Below are 17,165 nucleotides of genomic sequence, written 5' to 3'. Positions count from 1 at the left end.
GACCAAGCCGCCGACGAAACCAAACATCACCATCACCTCCTTTTCGCTCAGTGCGAGCTCGCCGTTGCCACGCGCGCTTCGAGCTTGCCGCGCAAGGTGCTGGCACCATTCGAGGCGCCACTACCGTGATCCGCAGCCGCGCTCTCGCCTTCGGGGTAGAACTCCTCCACCACTGCCGGCACGTCTTCTTCCAGTTCCTCAAACGCACCGTTGGCGAAGCCCCTGCGTGCGGACTCGTCCAGCGCACCCTGGTCGAAGCCGCAGGCCCGCCGCTGTTCGTCCAGCTCCCGCGCCTGTGCGATGGCTTGCTCCAACGTGAGCCCAGAGCGCACCACCAGATCGACGTAGTAGATCGGCGTCCCATAGCTCATCGTGGTTGATTTGCCACGCAGCTTCAGTTCCAGTGGCAGGCAGGCCAGCAATCTGCCGGACACGGCGCTGAAATACTCCAGCCGTGCCGCCAGCGTGCGGATGGTGTTGAAGGACGTGGTGCGCAGCACGAAGCTACCCAGCGCATCGTCATCACCCACGACCACGTTCAGCCGTGCGTAGGCCTTGCATGCCCCTTGCGAGAACGCGCAGGCATCCGGCCCCGGGCAGGGCATCGTAGCTACACCTTCCTTGCCCGTGCGCCGGCAGGTCTCGCCGTTGCCCACGCAGACCGGTCGGCCCGTGGTGCGGTCAAACAGGGAATAGTCCGCCCGCAGGTTGAGGCCCGGGTCGTTGAACAGTAGCCGCACCGGGATTGCGCGCAACTTCTGACCCTCGGCTTCCTTGCGCAATTTCTCGTCCAGTGGATGCAACAACCAGCCGTCGCGCCCCTGCACCTGGCTGGTCAGGGTGAACTGGTCGTCCTTCTCCGGCAGGCGCTTGCCGTTGCGCTCCACCACCCGGCCAATGGAAATCCGCCCGATCACGGGCGGGGTAATAGCCAAACCTTTCAACATGTCGTTGTCCTCTGTCAGTTGTTGGGAGACCGCGACAACACAAACCGACGAGAGCCAGGGCGAGTCGCCGAGTACATGGCGACAACATCCGGGCACTCGGCCATCAGCCGCTTCGTATCCAGCGTGGTGCTGTCCTTGGCCCGTTTGAATGTCACCTCGCCATGAGCGAAGACCGCCTTACTGGCATCGCCCATCGCTTGCTGGATCATCTGCTTGAACGATTCGGCTTCATGCTCCATCGCTTCCAGCTCACCCTTGAGCGTTGTCAGTGCATCGAAGGCACGGCCGAGGTCTTCATCGCCGGAGAAGTCCAGGCTGGTGTCGTTGCCTCGATACAGTTTCCGCAGGGCCTTGGCCGCCGATTCACTGCCATCGGCCGGCGGCTCGATGTCCTTCTCCACGTAGTCCCAGAACCGGGTTTCCAGCACGACCAGACGGGCGATCACTTCGTCGTCCCGTTCGATGCGGTGGATTTCCAGTTGCTGGCCGCACAGCAGCACAGCCACGTCGGCAGCGGCTTTGCCGGTCACGGCCAGCTGGTGCTGTACCTGCAACTGGACGTACTCGGGAACGCCGTCCTTCCACAGCCGTGCGCCGAACTCGCCGGCGGTCTTGCACTCCAGCACTTGCACGCCGGGCACGCCGACGATTTCGCGGTCGATGTTCGCCAGCATGAAGGGGAACGTTGGATGCTGGAGCACGGCATTGAGCTTGCGCACCTTGTGACCGGTGCGCTCCTGGTAGGCGGTCGCCACCATCGGTTCCAGCAGGGTGCCCCAGTAACGCGGATCGTCCTGACCGGGCCGTACTTCGTCCGGCGGCGTGCGGCCGGTTTTTTCCATCCACAGTTCGAGCTGACTTTTGTACGGACACAGCCCTACCGCGGCGGCGGCATCCGAGCTGCCGATGCCGTTCCTGCGCACATCCAGCCACTGCCCATAGGGCAGTTTCTTGGTATCAACCAGCCTCACGGCCGCGTTTTGCTTGCTCATCGGTTTCCTCCGGGCATAAAAAAGCCCGACCGACGCATGGGCATCAGTCGGGTGGTGGGTGGTTGGTTCTCAAGGTGTCGCTACCAACTGGCGCTGTAGTAGATGTCCCAGCCTTGCTCTTGCAATTGCTTGGCGTGATGCAGGACTTTCAACGTGTAATCGACTTCGCCGCCATCCAGCGTTTCATTAGCGTCAGCGGTGAAACGCCCGCTGACGCTGGCCGAGTCGTCGCTTGCCCGTTCGAGCTGCTCTTCCAGCTCGATCAAGGTGTCTACCGAAACGAACGCCGGTCGACAGTCGTCGACGCCCTCCTGCACGTTGCTCACAAACCACCGGTGCAAGGCATCGAACTTGCGCCAGTAGCCCACCCGCACCGTCACCCCGCTGACTTCCAGCAGGGAGGCATCCTGGCCCGGCTTCTCCTTTGGCGGCATATAGCCGATGGCCGCACCAATGGCGCGGCGCATCGGTTCCGTTCGCGGATCGCAGGGGGCAACGTACCGCTTGGCTTCCAGGTACATATCCAGTCCCATCGTCGATCTCCGTCAGGCCAGCAACTTCAGCGCTTCGTCCCAGGCACGCTGCTTGATCTGCGCCCCTTGACCGAACCACGCCGCATCGCGGCGGTGATCGTCACTACGCGCCCGGCGGTGGTGATCGACGAACTCGGTCACGCTGTTGACCACACCCCACGCCGTGCCCCGGCTGGACGCCATCAACGCACCGCGACCGCCGCCTTCGTACAACGAACGGACGGTGGCAAGCGCCTGCTCGTTGACCACCACGGCCTTGCCGTCCGGCGCGGCGTAGGTGAGTACCCGACGCAACAGCCCTTCGACCGTATCGGGGTCGACCGGCCGCTCCACCAGCGCCTTCATGCGGGCGACGAAGCCATCCCACGACGACACGGTGATGCCCAGCTGGCGCTTCACCGCATCGGGATCGAACTGGCTACGATGCGGTACCTTGATGGCACCGTTGGCGTTCCCCAGCGCAATCGACAAGGTGTTGTTGCAGACCACACGCACCGACGTGAACTGTGCCGTGGTCGCCAGCGTCCCGTCGCAGGCAGTGGCCAGCAGCAGATAGCCGTCGACGCGGTCACGGCCCTTGAGCGTGGTGCTCTGGCCGGTCTTTGCCAGCGCCCAGAACTTGCGACCTTCACGCAAGACGCCGGCCGTCTCCAGTTCAAAGCCATTACAGGCGGTCAGGTCGCGATAGAACTCCAGAATCTCGCCGGGCTGCACCACGTGAAAGCGCTTGGAGACCACGGCCAGCGGCGCCTTGGTGTCCGAACGGTACAGCACCTTCTGCTCCGGGAAGGCGTTGATCACGCCCATGTGGTTGTTGCCGGAGATGTAGCGGACTTCGGACGCTTCGATCTGCCAGTCCATGCCCGCCTGCTGCTTCCACGTGTCGATGGATTGCTGCGGGGCCAATCTGTTGCCAAGACCGTGCCACGGCTTCTCGCCGGCGTAGGCCATCGTTTCAACCAGATGCATTGTCGTTTCCTCGTAAGTTGGCGGCATAAACGCACAAGGCCCGGACATGCCGGGCCTTGTGCGCTGCGCGTGTGTTGGATCGGATCAGGGGGCTTTGAAGCCACCGCAGTGGGTGCATTTGACGATGCCCACCAGAACTGCCGTAGCAACGACCAGGATGCAGTAGACCGTGTCGAGTTTGCCGCTCATGTCGTCGGGTATCCTTTGCGAACGCTGCGATACGGAGCGTCCAGACGCGAAGCCAAAGACCATGGACTTCACGGGGGTAATATGGATCTGAGATCTCGTTGAATCGAAGTCACTGATACGCGAGCCATCCGTGTTCGCAGATTGAGGGCAGGGCGGCAGTGAGCGCCTGCATCACATCAGTCCCCGGACAGCCATGCTGACGCACTCGTCACCCACGACGATGTGGTCCAGAATCCGCACCCCGATCAATCGCAAAGCGTCACGAAGCTCGTTGGCGATAGTCCGGTCGGCGGCACTCGGTTCGGCGATTCCGTTGGGGGTGGTTGTGCGCCAGAATGGCTGCGCAGGCATTGACGCTCAGCGCCGCCCGTACAACCTCACGGGGATAGATGCTGGCGCCGTCGACGGTACCGCTGAAGAGTTTCTGGCAGTCGATGATGCGATGCCGATTGTCCAGCCAGAGAACGTGGAACTCTTCATGCGACAGGGCACCCAGGCGCATGCGCAGGAAGTCGTTGGCATCGGTCGGGCTGTCGATGCTGCCCTGACGTTTGAGCCTTTCCCCGAGGATGCCTTCGGCCGCGGCAAGCACGTCCTGCTCTGTTGTTTCGCTGTCGAGCTTATAGCGGGTGTAGGCCGTGGATCGAACAACTTTCATAGGTGGCTCCTTGTGATGGGCACAAACGCATAGAGCCTGGCTTCACAGCCAGGCTCTATGCGTTGTCGCGAAAGATGGGGAAAATGCGCGCCGAAGCGCCTAGCCGCTACAGGTTCGGATCGCGCCATGTCAGCGGAATGCCAGCGGCGTTACGGACGCGTTCCGACTGACCCGGGCGCAGAGCGAGAGCTACGGAAGAATTACAACTACTTCTGCTGCACTAGCAGATGTTCGTAATACGGCCGCACACGTCGATCGAGGATCGCATACATGCTCGCGTAGTCGTTCATGCTTGGGTCGAGCCATGCGTCGATGTCGTCTCCCTGAATGGGAACGGGACACCGGTCGTGGCCAGCCGCAACCACTTCAAGAGGCGGGTCATCGGTGATCGCGGCGAACGTGTAGAACCCGGGATCGTCGCCGACTGCCTCGACATAGGTCCAGAGACAGGCAACGAACAGGTATTCACCAGTCGAAGGCTTGAACAGAATCTCCACGCTTTGCTCGCGCTCACCTGGAATTAGAGCACGCTGCTGCAGATTGTGCAGATACACGCTTTCGTAGAAGCGATCCACGATCATGATGCCGTGGTTGTAGCCGAACACCTTGCGCCACACGGTCGAAAGCTTGTCACGCCGCGCGTTGTACGTGCCTGGCTTCTCGATCTCATCGGTTTCTGTCCAGCCCGGCAGGCGACAGCGGTAGCGCATCGGAACGACCATACGCTCGCCCGTTTGAGGATCACGGATCATTACCGGAGCGAAGTGGCCAGGCCAGATTCTGTCGATGCCATCGGCCGGCGCAGGTAACGCCAAATCTTCCAGCTTTTTCCTTCCTGCCTCAAGCTTGTTGGTCGCAACGCGGAGGTCGTTCTCGGCCTTTTTGGTCGGCTTACCTGACGCGAGCTTGGCGCTCGCCTCGACGAGGCGCGCTTCCTGGACGCCGATCTCAGACGCGATCAAGGCGATTGCTTCAGATTCTGCATCGCGAGCCAATTCGACCGTGCCAATGTCCAGCACGCCACTGGTGGCATCGGTCATCGCGCGTCGCAACGCCTTCGGGACAACCTTGACCCAGCTGCCCTTCTTCTTGGTCCAGCCCGCGAGCTTGGTGAATTCCTTAAGAGCGAGTTTTCCGCCGAAGCGCTCGTATTTCCTGAAGTCCGCCAAAATTTGCGCCGAATAGCACATGTCGGGGCCTGCTTGATCTGACGGATCTAAGCATAGTGCCCAAGCCCAGTTATTACCTTCCTGCCAGATCTGTTGCGCAGACACATGCAGTTGCCGCCCCAATCGCCCGCCATCCACGGGGCGATGCGAGTGGGATGATCCGCGTACACGCTCCAGAAAGACCGGCAAGCCATCGGGTCCGGCACATGGAAACCCACCTCGCCCAGGGGGGACGCCATCGCCTGTGCCTAAGAGCGGCCGAAAAAGAGAGGCCAGCCTTGCTCCGGCCTCGTATGCAGCCGGCAATCCATCGAAGCTGAACAGTGGGTTGTCGCCTACACGCCTCCAGTCCATTCCCCGATTCACATAGCGCATTAGCCCCGGCAAACTCTGTCTGCCGAGCGAGTCTGGCCCAAACCGACTAGGTGTCAGGCGGAAGCCGACCCAGAGTGTCTGGCGGAACCGACGAGCGAGGCACACGACTGCACAGGCGGCGGCGCTCCAGCTTGAAAAAACGTCAACTGCTACTGCGTCCCCAGCAGATCATGGTAACTTCCTGGCTGGCCTATAGGGGGTTGCCATTTTCGCAGTTTGGTGTAGGCTGCCATCGCCCCAAACTCTGAAGACAGAGCCGGAACGTCGGACCGAGCACGCTGCACCTTGCAGCGCAAGCAGATTGAGGCAATCCATCTTGTTTAACATTTTCGTGCGCACGATTCATCGTGCGCGCCGTTAGCGAGGGTGCCTATGATGCTGCGTGACTTGAGTGACCAGAATTGGGAATACCAGGAGTTGGTGAGGGGCGGAACCGATTCGTTTTTTGCCTCTCGGGAGGAGATGATCTTTGCAGCCAAGGGGGAGTTGATCGAAGAGTTCGCGAGCCTTTTTTACAGCGATGCGGGCGAGGTCCGTATCGGGGCTGTTGAATATGTGCAGGAGTACACATCCCGAGTTTGGCCCCCGAGGTGAGAGATGGGGACGTCTTGGTCCGTATCGCAGATGATCTGGATGAGTGCGGGGAATTGAATTTTAAGTGGGTGACGGTGCCAAGGTACAATTGCATGTAACGTCGGTGTAGGTCGTTATTCATCAAAAAGGCGTGACGCTCTTCGGGCGTCACGCCTTTTTTTGGCGCTGCCGTCGCTGCACAGCAGCGCATCCCCGACAATCGCATCGGGCGGAAGAACCGGTAAGCCGGCCACATGCCCTCGGACGCGCTCAGCGTGAGTCGTCACTACTCAGGCTAGCAGCGCCTTTTTTGCTTGGTTAACGCCTTTCGAAGGTCGGAAAACTAACTCGACGGCTTAGAACTAACTCGACGGAGGGGGTAAGGGGGGCGAGGGTGCGGAGGGCTTCCGCACTTCTCCAGTCGTGGAAAGCTAGTCGTGGTGCGGCCTAGCGGGTCGTCGGACTTTGGCTCCCCATGGAAGTGCGGATTTCGTACATCGCCAAACCACAAGCTCGGCTCCAGTATTCCAGCATCACCACCGCAGAGCCGCAATATGTACGATGCAAGAGATCCCTGTTCCCCGCAGGTACTGTCGGGAGTCATTGCCCAGGCCGTCCGAGAAGCGATTGGCGATTCGCTCAAGAAGTGGAATGTACAACCAAGGCTGGTGCTGCGCATCGACGAAGTCGCTGCCCAGATCGGCTTGAGTCCGTCCACCATTCGGAATCTCTTGGACTCCGAGGGGCAGTGGTTCGACCCGGAGTTCCCCAAGCCTATCCGTCTCGGAAATGGAGCTGGAGTGCGATCCGCGATCGGCTGGCGGCGTGCCGACATCCTTGGGTGGGTTGATTCGCGCCCCGCCCATGAAATGTCGCACCAAGTCAGCAAGAAGCTCTCGGAACCGAATCTCTCGTCTATCCGGAGGAAGTCCATGTCGAATAACTAGCCTTGGGGCAAATTAACGTATTGCGAATTCAGGAACTATATCTAATGGCTTTGTATCACCGTTACTAGTATCAGGCAATAGCTCCATCAAGCAAGTCCATTGATTTGTGATGGAGGCAGCTGTGGGTCGTCTGTCTACATTCCACCAGTGACTGCACCTTAAATAAGGTCAATAAGCACATAAACAAACACATAGAGAAAAACATCATGAACTATAACGAAGTTACTGACGAGCATATTGAGCGAGCCATCAAAGAAGGAGAGAGGCAGCACGCGCATATCGCCAAAGGCATGTGGCACACGGCAGATGGGAAAGCTGTTATCACGGAAGACTACGATTGGCAAATGTATCTTAGAACTTTTGAAAGGACGGCTAAACGATTGGCTACCGGTAGCGGTGCTATGGTCGCACCTTTCAAATCCGTGCGCGGTATGGCGCATAAACTGACAGCCCTGGGAAATGACGTGCGCTTACTGTGCGCAAACGCATTGCCATTGGTGGAGCGTGCCGAACAGGGCTTCCATATGAAGGGTCACTCCTTCCGTAAAGCAGATGGAACGATGGCCGGGCTGGCTGAAGGTGAGCCCTACACGGTCATTCACGCCATCCCCAACCCCCACATCACGGTGATGATCCGTGCCTGCATGCAGATTGCCGAGAGGCTGAGCGACTTCTATCCCGAGGAATGGGCCAACGTCAACGAGCCGACGATTCGGAATGCGTTTGACCGGGCAGCCGGATTTGTAAAACGCGTCTGCAATTCCAGACGGTTCAGGACGGTGGTTCTCAATCACGAGAGGAGCGAGCGTAAGAATTTGAAATCCTGCTGGGCTTATGCTGGCAGCCTGTTCGAGAAGTACTCAAAGCTCCTGGTACTCAGGATTGACCTTTACATCCATCCTGATAGTCACGCTTGGTCAGAGTCAGATCGCGCAGAATGGTGCGTCAGCCAGTACCTGCGTGCCTTACGGGAGAATCGCCTCATTGAACCTGACGTCAAGGGGTGGATCGTGAAGCGCGAAGGCGGTTTCCGTCGTGGCATCCATTTCCATCTCATGGTTTTTCTCGACGGCCACAAACACCAGGAAGGCCACGTTTACAGCCAGCAGCTTGGCGAAGCCTGGGCGGGCCGCTTCAGTGATGGGAAGGGTACGTTCTTCAACTGCTGGGTACTGCGCAAGAAATACGAACACAACGCACTCGGCGTGGTGCGTATCAGTGATCGAGCCATGCTGACCGGCCTCCTGATCGCGCTGGCTTATATGACGAAGGAGGACTGCGCCCTGGAAACCGGACGCTCACGTAACCTCCGACGTGGCATCATCGTTGAGTCCAGCGACAGCCCGAAGCCGGGTGCGCCGCGAAAGGCCGAGAATGACCTTTCGGTGCTCAAGAGCGTGTTTTCTGCATCGCCTTTTGCTTCGCCCTCTGCTTGAGGCGTATGTCGCGAATGTCGATCGGGTAGATCGCTACCGACAAGACCGCATCGCGTTCGCCATCACCGGTAAACCCCCAGTCGTCTAGCCTTTTACCTAAGTTGCGGGTCATCCGCATCTGGTCGTCTGGACTAACGGCCTCCCAGGGTCTCTCCTGACCGCAGATAAGCTGTTGCCAGCATCGTGCTGCGTGGACAACCAACATCAATCGTTTGCTCGCCCAGTGAAGCTGGCCGAAAGCGCGAGCTTCGTCGTCATTCAATACGCTGAGATCGAACTCAGTGGGAGACTTCATGCCCTGACGCTCGTTGTGCTTCGTGTTGATGAGTTTCCTGACCTGCTTCAGTACCCCCTTTGTAAACAACCAGTCATCAACGCCGCACGCGCTAGCTTCGTTCCTTGCCCATTCTTCGACTGCAGGCTGCCGTGCTTGTACGCCTTTTTCCGGATCATTGAAATGCGCAGCGGCGCGGCACAGGACGTAAACGCCAGGCGAGGTCTCCCTTAGCCCCAGTGGGTCTTCCTTCGTCCGCAACACGATGTCCAAGGCATTCTGTTCAACGAGGACGTCACGCAGCTCGATGGCTAGCGCGTGCCCGGGGTCAGGACCTATCCATGGCCCCCGCTTTGGCTGCCCATCATCGGGCCGAAGGCAACATAGCGACTGCCATGGAATCACTCGTGTGAGATGCTTCGAATCTGTCCCTGAGTCCTGCGAAAACAGGACGGCGCAAGGAAACCAACAGACATCCCTCCGCTCCATCTCTAGCAGCAAGCGGGCGTCCTTTGGCGCCATTCCTAGATAGATCGCACCTGGAACTATCATCGGAGCTTGGATAGCTGGGATGCCGGATTTCCTAGCGTTCCGCATCTGGCTACGGTCGTAGGGCGACAGGGGGCGGCTCAAGGAGTTAGCGGCATCACTAAACGTTGTCGGCAGCAATTGGATGCCATCCATGTACACCGCCTTGCCAGCGGGTACACGGACGTAGAGTTCAACCTCGCCATCGTGCACCAACGCGGGCAAGGTGCTGCGCATCTCGGCAGGGGATACTTCGTCTAACAGCGGCACCAGCTTCGACAACCGTCTCGCATTTATCTCAGTCATGCGCACGTAACTTCCCATTAGGCATTACGAAATCAGCCCATGCTTGCATGAGCGGCCGGCGCTGCTCCAGCAGATCCGTCCGGTGATAGGCAGCCTCCACCTTGTTCTGCACGGTGTGGGCCAATGCCCTTTCCGCCAAGTCGCGCGCATACCCCTTCTCGCTGCACCAGTCGCGAAAGCTGGATCGGAAGCCGTGGGCGGTAGCCACACGCCCCGGTACGTCGCTAACGGCCTTCACGCGACGCAGAAAGGCCGTCAGAACCATGTCCGACAACGGGACGCCTTTGCGTACAGACGGGAACACAAACGTGTGGTGCAGCCCCTGTTGGTGCTTGAGGAGTGCTATGGCCTGATTAGAAAGCGGCACGCGGTGGCTTAGCTTGGCCTTCATTCGCTCCGCAGGCACCGTCCAGAGCTTGTTCTTCAAGTCCACCTCATCCCACGTCATGTGGCGTACCTCGCCCGAACGGGCTGCCGTCAGGATCACAAACCCTAAGAGCTGACGCGTGACTTCAACGCTTGGCGGCAGGTGGTCGATCACGAACGCGGGCATCAACGCCCAAGGCATCGCAGGCTGGTGCTGTGTGCGGACGGTTTTGCCTGGTTGGAGTGGCAAGAGGTGATTCACCACGTCGACCGGATTCGACTGGCAGAAGCCATGTGCCCACCCCCACGCCATAACCGCGTGCAGCCGTTGCTTGACTCGCCCTGCGGTCTCCGCTTTCTCCAGCCAGATAGGGCGCAGTACGTCGGCAATGTGGCGCGGCTGGATCTGATCCAGCGGCATCGAGCCGATCAAGGGGAAGGCATACTCAGTCAGCGTGTTGATCCACTGCTGGACGTGCTTGGCGTTCTTCCAGCCAGGGGTGAGCTCACCGTGTAGGGTCTTGGCGGCTTCGCTGAGCGAAGGCAGGCGCGGCTTGGCTTCTTCGTTGGCCTTGAGTTCCAGCGGGTCTTGTCCATGCGCAAGCTGTTCACGCATGCTGCGCGCGAGTTGAGCCGCGTCGGCAATGCCGACCTCGGGGTAACAACCTAGCCCGGCATTGCGACGCTTCTGGGTAACGGGACTGACATAGCGGAGTACCCACTTGCCTTGGCCCTTGTGGCTGGGGGAGGGATGCAGCGCCAACCCAGTGACTCCGCCGTGTGCAAGCGGTGGGCTTCCGGGTTTGATACTTCGTGCCTTGGCGTCGGTAAGGAGTGCCATCGTTGGAGGTTCCAAGCTGCATCGTGGTATGCCAGCCAGTATGCCATTGGAGCTTGGACGTGGTTGACCTTCATTGCAGTTTGTTGGCCAAGTTGATCGAGAAAATGGCTTTAGATAGCCACTTTTGCTAGTCTTCCTTGGGAACTATTGGCATTCGTTGTTTCTGTTGAAGGCGGTCTCTCTCTCCGCCAGATACGCAAAGCGCCCCGAACGGGGCGTTTTGCGTATCTGGCGGAGAGAGGTGGTGGACGGACCATCCGGTGACTCGGCGCATCCTGCGCCTCACCCTTCGGGCCAACGGCTTTGCCGCTGTTCGCTCCGGCATCCTGCCTCCGCGAGCGACAAATTCGTCTGGAACAAAATTGGACAGCCGCAGGCTGGCCCCGTAGCGCGCAGCGCGAAGGGGTGAGGCCCATGGATGGGCCGAACAATCCCTGGTGCACGACCAAGTAACCACGTGCTCCGTCGAGGCGGGCGTTTTGCGTATCTGGCGGAGAGAGGCAGTGGACGAACTCTCCGGTGACTCGGCGCATCCTGCGCCTCACCCTTCGGGCCAGCGGCTTTGCCGCTGTCGCTCCGGCATCCTGCCTCCGCGAGCGACAAATTCGTCTGGAACGAATTTGGACAGCCGAAGGCTGGCCCCGTAGCGCGCAGCGTGAAGGGGTGAATCCCGTGGATGGGATTCACAATCTCCGCGTCCTCTACGCCGCGACGCATTCCATCGAAGCGAGCTCTTGCTTGGCAGGTCGCGCCGAGGCTTCGACTGCGCGCCTCCAGCGCTACGCTCAGCCCGAACGGTTCGGGGAATCAATCCTTGATGTCGAGTTTCTGGCCCGTGGGGCCTCACCTCGTCGCCAATCCACGCAGCTCCACGCGCTCGCCGTCCACCACCAGCACCGACCCCTGTTCGTACCAGTCCCCCAGCACGATCCGCTCGGCCGGCTTTCCGTCCAGTTCGAGACGATGGATGGCTGGCCGATGCGTGTGTCCGTGGATCAACCGCGTCACGCCCGCTCCGCGCAGTGCCGCGGCGACCGCCTCGGCGTTGACGTCCATGATGCTTTCCATGGTGCTGCCGGTGTGTGCCTTGCTGTCGGCGCGGGCCTTGGCGGCAAACGCGCGGCGCGCCTCCAGCGGCATCGCCAGGATCTGCGCCTGCCATTCGGGCGTGCGAACCTGCTTGCGCACGGCCTGGTAGGCGAGGTCATCGGTGCACAGCGTGTCGCCGTGCATCAGCAAGGTGGGCCGGCCCTGGATGTCGCGCACGGTGCCGTCGTCGAGCAGGGTCATGCCGGCGCGGGTGGCGAATGTTTCGCCGAGCAGGAAGTCGCGGTTGCCGACCATGAAATGCACCGGCACACCGGCATCGTGCACGGCGCGGATGGCCTCGGCGATGCGCTGCGGCAACTCGGCATCATCGTCGTCGCCGATCCAGGCTTCCACCAGGTCGCCGAGGATGTACAGCGTGTCGGCGCTTCGCACTTCGTCGCTGGCGAGGTAATTCTCGAACAGGCGGGTGATTTGCGGGCGTGCGGGATCGAGGTGCAGGTCGGCGATGAACAACGTGGCCATGCCGATCAGTTCCCGCCGGACTGCTTCGCCGCCGGCTTGCTGGTCGGCTTGGTGACAGATGCTGCCCTGGCCGGCGCCTTGGCGCTGCTCGCCGGCGCCTGAACCTCTTCGCCGATCACGCTGGCCTTCTCGATCACCACCAGTGGCTCGGGTACGTCGCCGGCGAACGGGCCCAGCGGGCGGGTGGGCAGGGCGGCGATCTTGTCCAGCACGTCCATGCCCTTGGTCACCTTGCCGAACACCGCGAAGCCCCAGGTGAGGCCGCTCTGGTTGCCGACGAAATCCAGCCGGCGGTTGTCGACCAGGTTGAAGAAGAACTGCGCGGTGCCGGAATTGGGATCGGCGCCGCGGGCGACGGCGATCGTGCCGCGCAGGTTCGACAACCCGTTGTCCGCCTCGCTGGCGATGGCCGGGCGCGTGCGCTTGGGCTGCAGGTCGCGGGTGTAGAGGCCGCCCTGCACCAGATAGCCGGGGATGACCCGGTGCAGCAGGGTGCCGTCGTAGAAGCCGTCGCGCACATACTGCAGGAAGTTGGCCACGCTCTTGGGCGCCTTGTCCGGATACAGCTCCAGCGTGAGATCGCCCTGCGATGTATGCAGCAGCACGTGCGGCGGTGCGGCGACGGGCGCGGCGCTCGATGTGGCCGGTGCAGGTTTGCCCGCCTGCGCGGCGGCGCCGAACGGAACGAGCAGGAGCAGGGCGATCAGCAGGGATTTGAGCATGGCAGCGAGCGATCCGGACCGGCATTCACGAGGCGGGCGTCCATGATACGCGGCATGGCATCGGCATGCCGCGAAAAAGGCGGATCACTTGTTCGCGAGATCCAGTTTCACCCCAAGTTCGGTCATCGGCGCCTTTTCCTGTTGCAGGTCGGCTTCGGTGAGCGGGTGCTGCTCGCCCCATCCCGGCGGGAGTTTCAGGCGCAGCGAGCGGGCGCTGGCTGCCAGTTGCATCTGCGGCAGCGACTCGGCGCGGCGGGCGCGGCGGAACAGCACGGCCAGACGCAACAGCGCGGTGATGTGCTTCGCCAGCGCGCGATAACGCAGCGGCAGGCTGGCGATGATGGACTTGTCCGGCTTGCGCCGGTGCAGTTCGATCACCGCGGCCAGCAATTCCTGCTCCTGCCGCGAGAAGCCAGCCAGGTCGGCATGACGCAGGATGTAGGCGCCGTGGCGATGATGTTGGCTGTGCGCGATGGCCAGGCCGATCTCGTGCACCCGCGCGGCCCAGGACAGCCACTCACGCGCATCGGCGTCGAGCTTCCAGTTGCGCGCGACCTGGTCGAACAGCATCAGTGCCGTCGCTTCCACTCGCCGCGCCTGCGCGCGGTCGACGCCGTAGCGGGTCGCCAGCGCGTCGATGCTGGCGGTGCGCGGGTCGCTGCCGCCGGCGCGGCCGAGCAGGTCCCACAGCAGTCCTTCGCGCATCGAGCTTTCGCACACGCGCAGCCGCTCGATGCCCAGCGCGGTGAAGGCCGCTTCCATGATCATCACGCCGCCGGCGAACACCGGCGTGCGTTCGGGAACCAGGCCCGGCAGCTTGAGCGTGCCGACCTGGCCCTGCTCGATCAGCGCATCGCGCAGGGCGGCCAGCGCCGCGGGCGTGATGCCGTCGTCGGAAAGCTCCATGGCCAGTGCCACCGCGCCGATCGACTTGGTGGTGCCGGACGAGCCGAACGCATCCTGCCAGCCCGATTCGCGATAGTCCTCCGCGAACTGCTGCAGCAGCACGCCGATCTCGCTCAGGCCGCGCTGCCAGCGCGCGCGGGTGATCTTGCCGCCGGGGAAGAAACGCAGGGTCGAGGCGATGCAGCCGGCCTGCACGCTCTCGGTGTGCAACGGCGCGAGGCCGCGGCCGATGATGAATTCGGTGCTGCCGCCGCCGACGTCGATGACCAGCCGCGGTTCGCGCGAGGCGGGCAGGTCGTGCGCGGCGCCGAGGAAGATCAGGCGGCCCTCCTCGCGGCCGGAGACCACCTCGATCGGGTGGCCCAGCGCGGCTTCCGCCGCGGTCAGAAAGGTTTGCGGCGAGGCGAGCTGGCGCACGGTATTGGTCGCCACGGCGCGCACGCGCGCGGTGGGCAAGCCGGCGATGCGCTGGCCGAAGCGGGCCAGGCAGGCCAGTGCGCGCGCGCGCCGCTCGGCATCCAGGCTGCCGTCGGCGCGCAGGCCGGCGGCCATGCGCACGGTGTCGCGCAGGCGGTCGATCACCCGCGGTTCGCCATGCTCCATGCGCGCCACCACCATGTGGAAGCTGTTCGAGCCCATGTCGATGGCGGCCATCAGTTCGCCATCGCGGATCGGCGTTTGTTCGACTGCGCTCAATCCGGCGCTCCGGCAATCGCGAAGTGCGGATTCTCGCACGCGTGCGCGCATTGCAGGCGGCTCACGGGCACAGTCGTTCCAGCAGCGTCTGCTGCGCGCTGTACGGCGGGTTGTCGCCGGGCTCGGCGCGGGTGTAGCGGCCGTCGCTGTCGAGCAGCCACGCCTGGGTGTTGTCGGCCAGGCCGTTGGCCAGCGTCTCGTCGTAGACACGCGCGGCCAGCTGCGGATCGAGGATGGGGAAGGCGATCTCGATCCGCCGCATCAGGTTGCGCTCCATCCAGTCGGCGCTGGCGCAGTAGATTTCCGCCTCGCCATCGTTGGCGAACCAGTACACCCGGCTGTGTTCGAGGAAACGCCCGACGATCGAGCGCACCCGGATGCGCTCGGAGACGCCGGGCAGGCCGGGCCGCAAGGTGCAGGCGCCGCGCACGATCAGGTCGATCTCCACGCCGGCCTGCGAGGCGGTGTACAGCGCGGTGATCACCTTCGCCTCGTTGAGCGCATTGAGCTTGGCCACGATGCGCGCCGGTCGCCCCGCGCGGGCGTGTTCGGTCTCGCGCTCGATCCGGGCCAGCACGCCGCGATATAGCGTGAACGGCGAATGCAGCAGGCGCTTCAGCTCGATCACCGGGCCCAGTCCGGACAGCTGCTGGAACACCTTGTGCAAGTCCTCGCCGATTTCGGGGTTGGCGGTCATCAGGCCGATGTCGGTGTACACGCGGCTGTTGGCCTGGTGGTAGTTGCCGGTGGACAGGTGCGCGTAGCGGCGCAAGGTGTCGCCCTCGCGGCGAACGATCAGCATCATCTTGGCGTGGGTCTTGTAACCCACCACGCCGTACACCACCTGCACGCCGGCCTCCTGCAGCCGCGTGGCCAGGCGGATATTGGCCTCCTCGTCGAAGCGCGCCCGCAGTTCGATCACCACGGTGACGTCCTTGCCGTGGCGCGCGGCCTCCACCAGCAGGTCGACCAGCGGGGTGTCCTCGCCGGCGCGGTACAGGGTCTGCTTGATCGCCAGCACCTGCGGGTCGGCGGCGGCCTGGCGCAGCAGGTCGATCACCGCGGCGAAGCTCTGGTAGGGATGGTGCAGCAGCACGTCGCCCTTGGCGATCACCTCGAATTTGTTCAGGCTGCTGTCCAGCGACGGCGGCAACTGCGGGGTGAAGCGCGGAAACTTCAGCTCCGCACGGTCCAGCCAGTCGTAGATCAGGCCGGCGCGGATGATGTTGACCGGGCCGTCGCAGCGGTAGACGTCGGCCTCGCCGAGCTGGAATTTCTCCACAAGAAGCGCGGTGATCGCCTGCGGGCAATCCTCGGCGATCTCCAGCCGCACCGGGCGCGCGTAGCCGCGGCCGAGCAACTCCTCGCTGAGGGCGAGCGCGAGGTTCTCGACCTCCGCCTCCTCGACGATCAGCTCGCTGTTGCGGGTGACGCGGAACTGGTACGAGCCGAGCACCTTGAGGCCGGGGAACATCAGGTCGACGAAAGCCTGCAGCAACTCCGCCAGGAACACGAAGTGATGGCCACGGCCGCTGACCTCGGCGGGCACGCGGATGATCCGCGGCAGCGACCGCGGTGCGCGCACCAGGGCCAGATGGCCTTCATGGCCGAAGGCGTCGCGGCCCTTCAGCACGACCGCGATGTTCAGCGTCTTGTTGAGGATGCGCGGGAACGGATGCGCCGGGTCCAGCCCCAGCGGCGACAGCACCGGCAGCACCTCGTGCTCGAAATAGCCCTGCAGCCAGCGTCGCTGGCGCGGCGTCCACTGCTTGCGGGTGAGGATATGGATGTGTTCCTGCTCCAGCTGCGGGCGGATCTGTTCCCGCCACGCGGCGTAGACCTCGGCCACCAGGTCCAGCACCCGGCCGCGGATGCGCGCCAGCAATTCGCCGGAGGGGACGCCATCCGGGCCCGGCGCGGCCGAGCCGTAGGCGTGATGATGCTTGAGCATGGCCACGCGCACCTCGAAGAACTCGTCGAGGTTGTTCGCCACGATGCTCATGTAGCGCACGCGTTCGAGCAGGGGCACGCTGGCATCGCGGGCCATCGCCAGCACGCGGAAGTTGAACTCCAGGGCGGCCAGCTCGCGGCTGAAGTACAGCTGCGGGGCGGCAAGGTCGATGGCGGGTACGCGGGCGGAAGGTCTGGACATGGCCCATTCTGGCC

General features: G+C 62.6%; 15 protein-coding genes. 2 read left to right on the top strand and 13 right to left on the bottom strand.

Features of this window, described 5'->3' with window-relative positions; all coding sequences use genetic code 11:
* Positions 1-47: 47 nt before the first annotated feature.
* The 7 genes from ACVCMI_RS13640 to ACVCMI_RS13610 form a co-directional block, all read right to left on the bottom strand.
* Positions 48-947 carry a recombination directionality factor gene (locus tag ACVCMI_RS13640; RefSeq protein WP_447098452.1) on the bottom strand — a complete coding sequence of 300 codons (900 nt, stop codon included), beginning with the start codon at positions 945-947 and terminating at the stop codon, positions 48-50.
* Between the two features lie 14 nt (positions 948-961).
* The gene (locus ACVCMI_RS13635) at positions 962-1,939 is read right to left on the bottom strand and encodes a YqaJ viral recombinase family nuclease (RefSeq protein WP_447098453.1); all 978 of its coding nucleotides are present in this window, start codon (positions 1,937-1,939) and stop codon (positions 962-964) included.
* An 80-nt stretch (positions 1,940-2,019) separates the two neighbouring features.
* Positions 2,020-2,472, bottom strand: coding sequence for a hypothetical protein (locus ACVCMI_RS13630; protein ID WP_447098454.1), 453 nt, complete (start codon positions 2,470-2,472; stop codon positions 2,020-2,022).
* A 12-nt stretch (positions 2,473-2,484) separates the two neighbouring features.
* Positions 2,485-3,441, bottom strand: a complete 957-nt coding sequence (locus tag ACVCMI_RS13625; protein WP_447098455.1) for a DUF932 domain-containing protein — start codon at positions 3,439-3,441, stop codon at positions 2,485-2,487.
* A gap of 360 nt (positions 3,442-3,801) precedes the next feature.
* Entirely contained in the window at positions 3,802-3,909 is a 108-nt protein-coding gene (locus tag ACVCMI_RS13620) for a JAB domain-containing protein (RefSeq protein ID WP_447099604.1), read from the bottom strand.
* The gene (locus ACVCMI_RS13615; RefSeq protein WP_447098456.1) at positions 3,890-4,288 is read right to left on the bottom strand and encodes a JAB domain-containing protein; all 399 of its coding nucleotides are present in this window, start codon (positions 4,286-4,288) and stop codon (positions 3,890-3,892) included. Before ACVCMI_RS13615 ends, ACVCMI_RS13620 begins: the two co-directional genes overlap by 20 nt.
* 206 nt (positions 4,289-4,494) lie before the next feature.
* On the bottom strand, positions 4,495-5,478 hold the full coding sequence (locus tag ACVCMI_RS13610; RefSeq protein ID WP_447098457.1) for an SOS response-associated peptidase family protein: 984 nt from the start codon (positions 5,476-5,478) through the stop codon (positions 4,495-4,497).
* 1,481 nt (positions 5,479-6,959) lie between these two features.
* On the opposite strand from ACVCMI_RS13610, the gene ACVCMI_RS13605 reads away from it, so the two are divergent.
* Entirely contained in the window at positions 6,960-7,352 is a 393-nt protein-coding gene (locus ACVCMI_RS13605) for a helix-turn-helix transcriptional regulator (RefSeq protein ID WP_447098458.1), read from the top strand.
* 206 nt (positions 7,353-7,558) lie between these two features.
* Positions 7,559-8,788 (top strand): hypothetical protein, encoded by a 1,230-nt coding sequence (locus ACVCMI_RS13600; protein ID WP_447098459.1) that lies wholly within the window; start codon positions 7,559-7,561, stop codon positions 8,786-8,788.
* Here the strand turns inward: ACVCMI_RS13600 and ACVCMI_RS13595 are convergent.
* The 6 genes from ACVCMI_RS13595 to ppk1 form a co-directional block, all read right to left on the bottom strand.
* On the bottom strand, positions 8,742-9,896 hold the full coding sequence (locus ACVCMI_RS13595; RefSeq protein ID WP_447098460.1) for a hypothetical protein: 1,155 nt from the start codon (positions 9,894-9,896) through the stop codon (positions 8,742-8,744). The genes ACVCMI_RS13600 and ACVCMI_RS13595 overlap by 47 nt on opposite strands.
* The gene (locus ACVCMI_RS13590) at positions 9,889-11,103 is read right to left on the bottom strand and encodes a tyrosine-type recombinase/integrase (RefSeq protein ID WP_447098461.1); all 1,215 of its coding nucleotides are present in this window, start codon (positions 11,101-11,103) and stop codon (positions 9,889-9,891) included. The genes ACVCMI_RS13595 and ACVCMI_RS13590 overlap by 8 nt, the downstream gene beginning before the upstream one ends.
* 843 nt (positions 11,104-11,946) lie before the next feature.
* Entirely contained in the window at positions 11,947-12,675 is a 729-nt protein-coding gene (locus tag ACVCMI_RS13585) for a UDP-2,3-diacylglucosamine diphosphatase (RefSeq protein WP_447098462.1), read from the bottom strand.
* Positions 12,676-12,680: 5 nt separating this feature from the next.
* Positions 12,681-13,397, bottom strand: a complete 717-nt coding sequence (locus ACVCMI_RS13580) for a peptidylprolyl isomerase (RefSeq protein WP_395119575.1) — start codon at positions 13,395-13,397, stop codon at positions 12,681-12,683.
* A gap of 84 nt (positions 13,398-13,481) precedes the next feature.
* Positions 13,482-14,999 carry a Ppx/GppA phosphatase family protein gene (locus ACVCMI_RS13575; RefSeq protein ID WP_447098463.1) on the bottom strand — a complete coding sequence of 506 codons (1,518 nt, stop codon included), beginning with the start codon at positions 14,997-14,999 and terminating at the stop codon, positions 13,482-13,484.
* A 61-nt stretch (positions 15,000-15,060) separates the two neighbouring features.
* On the bottom strand, positions 15,061-17,151 hold the full coding sequence (gene ppk1, locus ACVCMI_RS13570; protein WP_447098464.1) for a polyphosphate kinase 1: 2,091 nt from the start codon (positions 17,149-17,151) through the stop codon (positions 15,061-15,063).
* Positions 17,152-17,165: the final 14 nt, after the last annotated feature.

The sequence above is a fragment of the Rhodanobacter sp. UC4448_H15 genome (assembly GCF_052978265.1).
The sequence above is the reverse complement of the archived record's forward strand: the minus strand, read 5'-3'. Positions and strand labels throughout refer to the sequence as shown.